Source organism: Paenibacillus sp. GM1FR, assembly GCF_002803315.1.
In the GTDB taxonomy this organism is placed as follows: Bacteria; Bacillota; Bacilli; order Paenibacillales; family Paenibacillaceae; genus Paenibacillus; species Paenibacillus amylolyticus.
Map to the genome: position 1 here is coordinate 83,516 of NZ_MKZL01000015.1, position 11,639 is coordinate 95,154.

An 11,639-nucleotide genomic window follows, 5' to 3' on the forward strand; every position below is an offset into this window, starting at 1 on the left:
TTCTACAATAAACCTTACAGAAATGCCTTTCAAGCATAGCTTGTTATAAGATATGAGTATTTGCTATGTGGTGTATAAACGCTAAACTAAAAAGCAAGGCAACTGGAGAAGAAAATGAAAGGAATGAATGATATGGATAAGACAAAAGTATGGTTTATCACTGGCGCTGGTCGAGGTATGGGCACAACTATTGCTAAGGCTGCTTTAAATGCTAGACACAAGGTTGTTGCTACCGGCCGGAATCCCGATGCAGTGGTTCGTGCGATCGGTGATTCCGAGAATGTAATGGTTGTCCCATTAGATGTTTGCGAGCCTGCTGATGCACATGCCGCAGTTAAGGCGGCAATTGACGAGGCCCAACCGCCGCAACGCTTCATTGCAGAAGCCGACGCGATAGACATTGCAGAGCAGAAAATTGCCAACCTTCAGACAGAGATCAATGCTTACCGGGATCTCTCTAAATCCATGGCATATGACAACTAAACGCAATCACCTGCTTGTATTCATTCTGACCTTTGGTGTATTCAGTATTTTAAATACGGAGATGGGCGTAATCGGAATCTTGCCTTTGATTGCAGAACATTACGAGGTCAGTATCTCAACCGCTGGTTTGATCGTGAGTCTTTTTGCGCTTGCGGTTGCTATATCTGGCCCCATTTTGCCCTTATTATTTTCGGGCATGAACCGCAAGCATGTCATGTTGTTTGTACTTGGCATTTTTATTGTGGGCAGCCTGGTCTCCGCCATCACATCAAACTTTACGGTATTGGTCATTGCACGTGTCGTTCCGGCTTTTTTCCATCCGGTCTATTGCTCATTGGCATTTACGGTCGCAGCGGTGTCAGTCCCCAAGGAAGAATCGCCGAAGGCAGTGGCTAAAGTATTTGTAGGCGTGTCGGCAGGCATGGTACTTGGAGTACCCCTCTCGAGTTTGATTGCCACCAGCACATCGTTGTTCTATGCGATGTTGTTCTTTGCCGTCGTAACGATCGTCGCATTTGTAGCAACACTTCTTTTTGTGCCCTCAATGCCAGTTACGAAAAGAATCTCTATGGGTACTCATCTGTATGTATTGAGAAGATCCGTGATGTGGCTATCCATTGCTGGCGTGATTTTCATGAACGGAGCTGTATTTGGGGTCTATAGTTACCTTGCCGAGTTTCTGAAAACCGTAACAAGATATGACTGGAACACCGTCAGTGTGTTGTTATTTCTATATGGCTTGGCCAATATGGTTGGGAACATGATAGCAGGGAAACTGCTCGCTAATTTCCCTTTAAGAACGATCAAGATGTATCCCATTGCATTAATAACGGTATACATCTTGTTGTTCACCTTCGGACAATTCAGTGTGCCAACAGCCTTCCTTATTATCATTTGGGGGATCATAGGAGGCATAGGGGGCAATATCACTCAATATTGGGTGGTATCGGCAGCACCAGAGGCACCCGAATTGTCGAATGGGATCTTTCTAACCTCTTCCAACCTGGGAACAACACTTGGTGCTAGTGTATGTGGACTAATCGTAACTGGAATAAGTACACAATATATTGTAGTTGGAGGAATCGTGTTCCTTATCTTTAGTATCGTAACGAATTACTTCAGAATCTCCATGACTGGCCGATTCGAGGGTTCCAAAATTGGAGGATAAGAGGCGGACGTAGTGAAGGCGTTATACATTACCGTTTCGGCATTTTGCTCTCATCCATATACAACAGGTTCCAGCGGTGACCGTCCAGGTCGGCAAATCCCGCGCCGTACATCCAGCCGTCTATTTCACCCGGCTTGCCAAAGATGGTTCCTCCAGCTAACTCGACTTTTTCAATAAAAGCATCAACTTCTTCTCTGCTGTCAGCACCAATGGAAAATATCACTTCTGCGCTATGGGAAGTATTTGCGGTTTTGGCACCTGTAAATTTCTCGAAGGTTGCTTCCGGAAACAGGAGAATCGTTGTTGAGCCTATGACAAGCTGGGCTCTCTCGCTGCCAACATTCTCCCCATGGAATCCAATCTCATTGAAAAAGGTAGTGGATTGCACAACATCTTTCACCGGCAGGTTCATCCAGATTTTTTGTGACATGGCAGTAGCCTCCTAGAGTATATTTTCGACACTCTTACTATACTCTACCTCAATTCAAAATTACATAATCGGGTACATACGATTATGAAAATGTTAGAAATAACCGGTATAATGAAGGATGATTTAGAGAAATCCGAATCGTTCTAATCAGTTCAAACTCCAAACCAAAAGAGCAATCTCCAATGAGGTTGCTCTTTTGGTCATGGTTTATTTTGCGTAACGATGTATACGCAGTTTCTTCCTCCGGCTAAAATGTATTCTCCTCGTTCAATATGAACATTATCGCCTAGAACTGTTTTGAATAAATGTAACTCATTCTTGCATAACCCGGTACATACCGCGGCCGCTTCACAGATGGGACAATGCTTCTCAATGAGTAGGAGACTGCCATCATCCTGCTCCTTAACCTCAGCCATATAACCCTCATTGGTACGAATCTCGGCCAATTTCTCCAATCTCTCTCTAACATCCGATGCATCGCCAAGATGTTGAAGATATTGTTCTTGCATATTTTTATTTCGCACATCCAGCAGCTTGTCCAGCCCTTCATGACCAAAAGCTTCTTTCATCGAATTGATGAGGCTGACGGATAAATCCGAATATCCACTTGGGAAAAAACGATTAGCCGCGGGAGTTAATATCCATAGCTTGGTGGGGCGACCCATGGGACGGGCCTCTTCCACAGTGGTAACCAATCCTTCTTCTTTTAGCGCATTCAGATGTTGCCGAATAGCCATTCCAGATAACGAAAACTGAGTGGAGAGTGCCATAACATCCATTCCCCCGCGCTCTTTTAACAGATTAATAATTGCTCTCCGGGTACTGGTCGAGGCATCCTTTTTGGTTTGATTTCCGCTCATCGTGCACCTCCTTGTGAAGCAACTGAATCTACATGACTAACTACATTTTAAACAAAAATGTTGACAAAGTCAAAGCTGAACTGTAGCTTAGACATTATAAACAAAAATGTTTACTAAGTATCCGGATACGATGTATACATACCAATTTTCTTGGAGGTCACATGTCATGTCGTCTAATCATCAAAGTATTTTCAGCCCGCGTTATTTTGCATTATCCATAGGAATCATTTTGTCAGTGATGGCCGTTGGATTCGAAGGTCTATCTGTCACCACCATTGCTCCTTCGATTGCTGGAGACTTGAACGGCCTTAGCCTGTTCGGGTGGATATTCAGTACGTATCTGCTTGCGCAGATTATCGGGACGCTCGTCGTCGGTCGAATCATTGATAAAAGAGGACCTGCAGCACCGTTCACTTTTGCACTTCTGTTGTTTATCGTAGGGCTGATCGCTGCCGCAACCGCAGGCGATATGTATACCATGATAGGATCACGGGCCCTTCAGGGTTTGGGTGCCGGAGCTATGATGACTTGTGTGTATACGGCTATATCCTTAAGTTACCCAGATGAGTTACGTGCCAAAATACTTGGAGCATTTGGTACTGCCTATGTTCTTCCGTCCATGCTTGGTCCATATGTAGCCGGTCTTATCGCAGATCAGTGGTCCTGGCGCTTTGTTTTCTGGGGGATCTTACCCGTGCTGGTGGTTTCAGCATTGCTTAGTTTACCTGCCTTTAGGAAATTGAAAGTGCAGAAGACGGGAGGGGATACCGGATCTTCATCCACTTGGATGGCGCTACTCTTAACGTTAGGTACAGGGATTTTCCTGGTTGGTTTAAGTATGCTTCCGAGCATTATGGGATTTGTTTTAGTCGTAATTGGCCTAGTATTGATGTTATTTCCGCTCCGTAAATTGCTACCGAAGGGAACACTTACGTTGCGAAGAGGTATGCCAGCAATTCTGGCAACACGTGGGTTGTTCTTCGCTGCCTATACCAGCACACAGAATTTCCTGGTATTAGCTCTAATCGACGTGAAAGGAATTACACCTTCACAGGCCGGATTAATTGTCGCGAGTGCTGCATTAAGTTGGTGTATCATTGCGTATCTACAAGGACGGTGGGATGCGGCAGATCAGGGCCGTGGACGTCATATGAGAATTATTCTCGGGGTAGGGCTGCTTGCCATAGGGATTGCCATCGTATTTTGGGTACCTGTTGTGACAGTTACCATTGCAGTCATTGGTCAGATCATTGCAGGAGTCGGTATTGGATTGGCGCATCCGATTAGCGGTGTTGTCGCATTTTCCCAAACGGGGGAGGAAGGCGTAGGCCAGACCTCGGCCAATCTGCAATTTGCAGATTCGTTTACACCGGGGGTAGTGATCGGTATTGGTGGTTCCATCCTTGTAGTGTGTCAGGCTGGCGGTATGTCACTTCAATCCGGCTTAATTGTAGCCATGGGGTTCCATCTCTTGTTGATCGTCATGAGTATCATTGCCAGCACTCGGATCTCACCACGCAGATGAATATGAAAGTGGGTGTACAGACCATTGCTCACTGAAGATCCGAATAAACTATTTACAGCTTATCGCATCATCGGAACGAAATGGACCATCCATATTTTATGTGCTCTGTCTCAAGGCCCGAAGAGATTTGGTGAAATATTCGATAACATTCCTTCCATTTCCGAAATGATCCTCTCCAGACGTTTAAAGGGTCTTCAACATGATCATTTGGTCAAAAGAACAATACTGACACGCCCTACACAAATCATTTATGAACTTACACCAAAAGGTGTTGCTCTTGCTGCATTCATACCCTGTCTAATGGACTGGGATACCAAATTTCAAAATGATAACACCAGGGAGGAATGAAGATGATCATTGAGGTCAGTGATACAGCATCGGACAAAATCGTTGAGATCTTATCAAGTGCGGATATCCAAAATGCCTTTCTTAGAGTAGGCGTTGATGAAGGGGGATGCAGTGGATTATCTTATACCCTTATCGTGGATGAGCAGCAGGCAGAAGAAGACATTGTGTTAAATAAAAAGCAATTTAGGATATTGGTTCACGCAAACAGTATTCCATATATTGATGGTCTTGAGATTGACTATGAAGAGAGCGGAATGTTAGGCGGATTCACGATGAATAATCCAAATGCCAAAGTTTCGTGTGGATGCGGGGCCAGTTTCAGAATGGCCAATTATCGTGGCGAAGTGAAAAAATGTGACTGAACTGAAGGAAGGAGTGCAGAGCAATGATCTCATTTGTAATATCTGACCAAGCGATCAATTCATTTAAGAATGAATGGGAATTGGAAGAGGGCCAATATGTAAGGATTTATGCAAAATATGTTGGAGGAGGCTCCGATGCTTTTACAATTGGCATAAATGCGAGTGCTACACCGGTCGATCCCGCATTGGTTCAATCCATTGGAGGATTTCATTTCTTTGTTGAAAAAACAGATGCCTGGATTCTGGAGGATGAACTTCTCCAAATTGACTGTAATGAAAATGGCATATTTTCAAGCAAAATCTCCTATTGAACATGGGAACCCTATTCTAGACCATAATCTTACTTTTTAAACATTGAATTTACAAAGTATAATGCTTCATGTATATTCAGGAAGTTAAAAGGTTTATTTTACCATAATATCCATCAAATTAAGGAGGTGTGGGAGACAAACAATAATCAAATTGGGATTTTTGATGCTCAATACAGGGCAACTACAATTGGTATTATGCTGGTTCTGGCAACCGTAGCTTTCGAAGGACTGGCTATCACAACGATTGCCGCGAAAATGGCACAAAGTTTAGAGGGCATCCATTTATACGGTTGGATCTTCAGTGCATTTTTGTTATCTCAGCTTATTGGAACTTTGGTTATGGGTCAGCAGGTTGACAAGCGCGGCGTTTTTACATCTATGCTGATATCTTTTAGTGTTTTTGTATTAGGAACTGTGGTCTCCGCTATTTCTTTCGATATGCACATGCTTATTGCGGGAAGAGCCCTTCAAGGTTTTGGAGCGGGGGCCCTGATCACATGTGTTTATACCTGTGTGACATTACATTATCCAGATACACTTCGTACTCAAATCTTGGCCGCATTCTCCCTGGCATTTGTCCTGCCTACCTTAATCGGACCTTATGCAGCAGGCCTTATAGCTTCCTACATCTCGTGGCGATATGTTTTCTGGATCGTTTTACCCTTGATTGGAATAGCGTTGAGTCTCACATTCCGTTCTTTCCGTAATTTGCAGCTTCAGCAAGATCTGTCAGGTCCAGCGCGAGCAACTGACTCAAAGATTATGTATGCGATTCTGCTTGCGGTTGGAACGGGGCTGTTACTCACAGGACTTGGTATGATAACCGAATGGAAAGGCATAGTACTCACTTTGGCTGGATTAGTCGTCATGATCACACCAATGCGTAAATTGCTGCCTGTGGGCACTTTTTCGGTAAAAAAAGGATTGCCTGCTACTCTGGTTTCGAGAGGGCTATATGTTGCTTGTTATTTTACAACGGAGAGTTTTGTGATCTTGGCGCTAACCGAAGTGAAGGGGTTATCAGCGGACCTTGCTGGCCTTCTTGTAGCAGCTGGTTCTCTGAGCTGGTCCGCCGCAGCGTGGTTGCAAGCCAAGCTTGATGCAAGAGATCAAGGTCGTGCCCGAAAGGGCAGAGTCATGACGGGCATTGGGATTATGATCGCTGGAACTGTACTTGTGATCCTGGCTCTTATTTTGACGGACGGCGGGATTATACTCATCCTTCTCTCACAAATGATTACAGGGTTTGGTGTTGGATTGGCCAACCCTACAACAGCAGCCATTGCTTTACAACATGCCTTGCCCAGGAAAGAGGGAGAAATGTCCGCGAATCTGCAATTTGTGGATTCCTTCTATATGGGAGTAAGCATTGGCGTTGGTGGCGCTCTGATTGCCTTGTCCGAAACGTTACAGTGGGGCATATCGACAGGTGTCTTGATCGTGTTAACACTGCAATTACTATGGGTCTTGTTAAGTTTCTTAGCATCACTACGAATTACCCAACTCGTTCATCAAGAACATCATCCAATCAGCCAAGTGAAGGATAACATCTCCATGTAACGGATGACGACCGCGTCGTTAAATACATCATGAAGAACGGGGGGACTAATTGCATTGGGAGGTGGATAAGATGGCACGTGTATTAGTAGTCATTACTCCGGCTGAAGGACATGTGAATCCATCGTTAGGATTAGTTACTCAATTGATAGACAATGGTGAGGAAGTCATCTATGTGTGCACGGAGGAGTACCGTTCCCGAATTGAACAAACCGGTGCCCAGATACTTACCTATCCGTTTCCACAAGATGCCTTCTCTCATGATCCGGTGTTGAAACCCCAGGAGTATAAGCATTCTTATCAGTTCACCTATATGATGGTAAGTATTATCCGGAGGATCATCCCCAATGTGCTGCAGGTGGTAGAGGATCAAAAGTTCGATTATATGATCTTTGATTCCCTGATGGGATGGGGAGGGACTATTCTTGCAAAAAAACTGGGAATTCCTGCGGTGTGCTCGATTGCGTCCTTTGCTTTTGTGGAGCCTCTGGGATCTAACTCAGGTCTCAATGAGACGGAGACAAAGGAGCTTTATGAGGCTACGATGAAGATAGCAACGGAGTTAGCCGAAGAGTTTCAAGTGAGTATTCCAGCCATGGAAGAGATTCCGGCCCATGCAGGTCAGTTAAAGCTCGTGTACACCAGCCGTTATTTTCAGCCGCAGGCAGAAAAGCTGGATGATCGTTTTATTTTCACGGGTCCTTCGATCATAACACGTCAAGATGCTCCTGCCTTCTCGTTCGAGCTGCTTCGTGAACAGTACCCACAAACCGTGTACATTGCGATGGGTACGATCTTAAATAAAAACTTGGATTTCTATCAGCTTTGCTTTGAAGCATTAGGGGATCTACCCGTGAATGTTGTTTTATCTTCAGGAAAGTACACGGACATGGAGCCACTGGCGGATCAAATTCCATCTAACTTTATCGTCAAGCCATACATTGCCCAGTTGGACATGCTGCAGCATACCGATGTTTTTATTACACATGCTGGAATGAACAGCACAAGTGAGGCGTTATATTACAACGTTCCGATGGTGATGATTCCATTAACATCGGATCAGCCTCTTGTCGCCAATCGGGTACAGGAGTTGGGCGCGGGTATTACTTTAAATAAACATAACCTCAATGCAACTGATTTGAGAGAGGCATTAACAGAAGTGCTACACAATTCACTTTATAGACGGCAGGCTTACCTCATTGGTGAATCTTTAAGGCAGGCAGGCGGTTACAAACGAGCTGCCGAAATGATCATGAGTCATATGGGTTCAGGCCGGGGGAGTTACACAATTTAAATGGTTTTCCATTCAAAGTCGCTTAATAAGCGGCTTTTTTTGGTTTTAATAGTCTTAAGACTTGACCTACAGTTAACTCTATGTCTTATACTCGATTAGGCTTGCAAATTATATAAGGAATTGGAGATTTTATTTATTATGGCGAAGAGCACGAATTGGAATGTTTTTGGACTGGCAATACTACTAGGTTTATTTTCTACATTAGGTCCATTTACGATTGATATGTATTTACCGGCTTTTCCGGAGATTGCACAAAATATGAATACAACGGCATCACTTGTACAATTTAGCCTTACTGCTTGTTTATTAGGACTCGGTGTAGGACAACTTGTTATGGGTCCTTTGAGTGACGCGTACGGTAGACGAAGACCATTGTTAATCTGTATGGCAGCCTACATTATTTGTTCCTTGGCATGTGCTTTCGCTCCGAATATCGGACTATTAATTTTGTTTCGTTTCACGCAAGGATTTGCGGCTTCGGCTGGAATTGTCATTTCCCGTGCGATAGCTAGAGATCTATATAGTGGACATGAACTCACTAAATTTTTCTCTTTGCTGTTGCTTGTAGGGAATTTGGGGCCTTTGGCAGCACCGATTGCGGGAAGTGGGGTTCTTTCCTTCACAACATGGATTGGCGTATTTATCTGCCTTTCATTCTTGGGGATTTTCTTATTAATCATGACAAAGTGGAGCTTAAAAGAAACACACCCCGTCGAAAGACGTATGGTTCCTGACTTCAAACAACAATTGGGTAATTACAGAATGCTTCTGCGTGACCGCAAGTTTGTTGGTTACATGCTGGCACAGGGAATCATGACGGCAGGGGTCTTTGCTTATGTGGCGGGAACACCATTTATTTACCAAAATATATATGGAGTCACACCCACGGTATTTGCTATATTATTTGCTTCAAACGGAATCAGCTTGATCATCGGATCTCAAATCGTGGGTCGATTGGCCAAACGTATCCCTGAGCAGACGCTGCTATTATCGGGACTATGGCTTGCTATAATAGCAAGTGTGGCTGCTTTGGTCGTAACCCTGGCTCATGGTCCACTTTTCGCATTGGTGATTCCATTGTTTTTCTTCGTATGCTCGATCGGCATTACGTCTACAGCGGCATTCCCACTTGCCATGGAGAGTCAAGCTAAGATGGCCGGAAGTGCAGCAGCACTGCTCGGCGTTGTTCCTTTTCTTCTGGGTGCACTGGTTGCTCCTCTGGTCGGCATCGCGGGTGAGGACACTGCCGTCCCGTTAGGACTCACTTTATTAATGACCAGTATCATTGCGATTGTTACTTATTTCCTACTCGTTAAAAACGTCCCGCAGCATACACCTAATCATGCCCAGTCTAATGCTGACTTCTAGTATAGAAGGAACAGCTCGCCAAACATTGGCGTAAGACATGACTGAATATGAAAATGATTCCATTACAAGTCGCTAACACAGCGGCTTTTTTTGGTTTTCCGTACCGAACCCTCAGCCTGAATTCCGGTAAGACATGGTTAGAAAATGGAGAGACTAGGTAGGAGGGGGCTGCTCACTGCTTCATTTGATATAAGCTTAATCTATCTTGTACAGCATTCAGGGCTTCTTTTGGAATTTCCTTCACCTTGATGTCTTCTCCTAGAAAAAGCAACCAATTGGTGATTTCGGTTAACTCTTCTGAGTTATGAACATTCATAAATGCCTTTAGGAGAGCCGTAGTCTGGTATGGATTCGTATATGCAATGGAAAACTTTAAAGGATGGTATTTTTTGAATTGCGCAATCGCCTTTGGGCCAAGTTCCAGGACAAGGTTAATAACTTCTTCCTGCGTATTTCGTTTGAGTTGTTCTACAATCTTTTTTATACTCAGTCTTTTTTTCGTCGGATATGCTTCTACATGGATGAGGTTGTCAACGGATACGATTCGTCTCTTTTCTTCCTCCAAGTCAAAACCTTCAATGATCCAATGGCCTTTTTGATGATGAAGGTGCAAGAGAACAATGGGATAGGACTTTGTTTTCTTCTCTTCTTGGACAGTAACTAACAAATAACGTTCTATAAGCAGAATTTGGATGAGTTTTTCTAAGGTAGGGTGAGGCAGGTCTGACAGATCAAGCAAGTCTGGATTATGGGGATTGGTCCCTTCAAAAAGCAATATTTGATTCAAATGTACAAGGTCATCCTGCTGATTTTCGGAGATAAGGCCCAATAATTTTTCAGCCAAAGATTGACGACTCTTCAGATAAGGAAGCTGTTGATTTCTTGTCGCCATAAAGGCAATGAATAACGCTTTGATTTCATTATCGGTAAACCGGACCGTGGGCAGGAGGGAGTTGTTCATAACAAAATAACCCCCGTCCCGCCCAACTTCAGCGACAAGTGGCATTCCCATAGCTTCAATTTCTCTGATATCTCGAATGGCTGTTGAACGAGAAATGTTAAATTCTCGCATGATTTCAGAGATGGTAAAGTGGGCACGATTATTGATATACCGCGTGATGATATTTATGCGTTCAACCTTTTTCATTTGGCCCCCTAAACAGTATCATATTCTGACATGATTTAAGGTTATTATAAACCTATCAAGTGAAAACACAAATCAATTGAAAATTGAAAGAGGACGGTGTAAACCATGAGTAATTATCATTTCGAAGAAAAAGACAGCTTTATCGTGTTAGGTATTGGAACAGAGCTTAAGAGCGACTATACAGACTATGTTGGCATCAGCAAGGAGAAGGCGGATTTTTGGTCCATGGTGAAGGAGGATGGAAGCCTGGACAAACTAAAGTCTCTGGCAACAAACGACTATATTTTTGCCGTAAACGAAGCAGTGAATAACAAGATGATGCATTATGCTGGCGTCATGACAGCAGAAACTTTGCCAGAAGCAACGAGAGTAATCCAATTTCCTAAGGGAGAATACCTTGTTGTGAAGGGCGAAGCAGAGACGGCTGATGCGCTCAGTAATATGCTTACTGGCATTGCCTTTGGTCAAGCCCTCCCCGTAGAAAAAGATTATGCCTATGTTGGCGGTCCAAATACAACAGTTGAAATGGGAGAGAAAAACGGTTTGGTATATGGTGAAATGTGGATTCCTGTTGTAAGGAACTAACGAGCAGGGGAGATTGGATAATCGGTCGTATATCGTTTAAAGTCACGAACATAGTACTATTAAAAGCCGCTAATGTGGTATTATCCCCTTTAAGTAGACATTTGAAAAAACCTTCATGTTATCATGAGGGTTCAAGTGACACTTGGAGGGGATATTTTTATGGCCAAAAAAGGACAAACATTTCACACGTATACCGAAGAA

13 protein-coding genes are annotated in these 11,639 nt (G+C 43.8%); 10 read left to right on the forward strand and 3 right to left on the reverse strand.

Annotation, left to right across the window (positions count from 1 at the left end):
* Positions 1-114: 114 nt before the first annotated feature.
* Together PAEAM_RS13540 and PAEAM_RS13545 are read left to right on the forward strand one after the other, a co-directional pair.
* Positions 115-483 (forward strand): SDR family NAD(P)-dependent oxidoreductase, encoded by a 369-nt coding sequence (locus tag PAEAM_RS13540; RefSeq protein ID WP_243391351.1) that lies wholly within the window; start codon positions 115-117, stop codon positions 481-483.
* Complete coding sequence (locus PAEAM_RS13545) at positions 473-1,651, forward strand: MFS transporter (protein ID WP_100527889.1); 1,179 nt, start codon at positions 473-475, stop codon at positions 1,649-1,651. Before PAEAM_RS13540 ends, PAEAM_RS13545 begins: the two co-directional genes overlap by 11 nt.
* Before the next feature lie 28 nt (positions 1,652-1,679).
* Here PAEAM_RS13545 and PAEAM_RS13550 read toward each other — a convergent pair whose 3' ends face one another.
* The gene (locus tag PAEAM_RS13550; RefSeq protein ID WP_100527890.1) at positions 1,680-2,081 is read right to left on the reverse strand and encodes a VOC family protein; all 402 of its coding nucleotides are present in this window, start codon (positions 2,079-2,081) and stop codon (positions 1,680-1,682) included.
* A gap of 200 nt (positions 2,082-2,281) precedes the next feature.
* A complete protein-coding gene (locus PAEAM_RS13555; protein WP_100527891.1) occupies positions 2,282-2,941 on the reverse strand; it encodes a helix-turn-helix transcriptional regulator in 660 nt (219 codons plus the stop codon).
* Between the two features lie 166 nt (positions 2,942-3,107).
* On the opposite strand from PAEAM_RS13555, the gene PAEAM_RS13560 reads away from it, so the two are divergent.
* From PAEAM_RS13560 to PAEAM_RS13590, 7 genes are all read left to right on the forward strand, one after another.
* A complete protein-coding gene (locus PAEAM_RS13560) occupies positions 3,108-4,466 on the forward strand; it encodes an MFS transporter (RefSeq protein WP_100527892.1) in 1,359 nt (452 codons plus the stop codon).
* 12 nt (positions 4,467-4,478) lie between these two features.
* Entirely contained in the window at positions 4,479-4,814 is a 336-nt protein-coding gene (locus PAEAM_RS32700) for a winged helix-turn-helix transcriptional regulator (protein ID WP_100527893.1), read from the forward strand.
* A 2-nt stretch (positions 4,815-4,816) separates the two neighbouring features.
* A complete protein-coding gene (locus PAEAM_RS13570; protein ID WP_100527894.1) occupies positions 4,817-5,176 on the forward strand; it encodes a HesB/IscA family protein in 360 nt (119 codons plus the stop codon).
* A 23-nt stretch (positions 5,177-5,199) separates the two neighbouring features.
* Positions 5,200-5,487, forward strand: a complete 288-nt coding sequence (locus PAEAM_RS13575) for a HesB/YadR/YfhF family protein (protein WP_100527895.1) — start codon at positions 5,200-5,202, stop codon at positions 5,485-5,487.
* Between the two features lie 195 nt (positions 5,488-5,682).
* Positions 5,683-7,047, forward strand: coding sequence for an MFS transporter (locus PAEAM_RS13580; protein WP_100527902.1), 1,365 nt, complete (start codon positions 5,683-5,685; stop codon positions 7,045-7,047).
* A gap of 70 nt (positions 7,048-7,117) precedes the next feature.
* The gene (locus tag PAEAM_RS13585; RefSeq protein ID WP_100527896.1) at positions 7,118-8,338 is read left to right on the forward strand and encodes a macrolide family glycosyltransferase; all 1,221 of its coding nucleotides are present in this window, start codon (positions 7,118-7,120) and stop codon (positions 8,336-8,338) included.
* 138 nt (positions 8,339-8,476) lie between these two features.
* Complete coding sequence (locus PAEAM_RS13590) at positions 8,477-9,706, forward strand: multidrug effflux MFS transporter (protein WP_047843067.1); 1,230 nt, start codon at positions 8,477-8,479, stop codon at positions 9,704-9,706.
* 172 nt (positions 9,707-9,878) lie between these two features.
* Here PAEAM_RS13590 and PAEAM_RS13595 read toward each other — a convergent pair whose 3' ends face one another.
* On the reverse strand, positions 9,879-10,853 hold the full coding sequence (locus PAEAM_RS13595; protein ID WP_100527897.1) for a helix-turn-helix transcriptional regulator: 975 nt from the start codon (positions 10,851-10,853) through the stop codon (positions 9,879-9,881).
* Positions 10,854-10,958: 105 nt separating this feature from the next.
* Between PAEAM_RS13595 and PAEAM_RS13600 the strand changes: the two genes are divergently transcribed.
* Positions 10,959-11,438 carry a GyrI-like domain-containing protein gene (locus tag PAEAM_RS13600; protein WP_100527898.1) on the forward strand — a complete coding sequence of 160 codons (480 nt, stop codon included), beginning with the start codon at positions 10,959-10,961 and terminating at the stop codon, positions 11,436-11,438.
* The last annotated feature ends 201 nt before the right edge of the window (positions 11,439-11,639 follow it).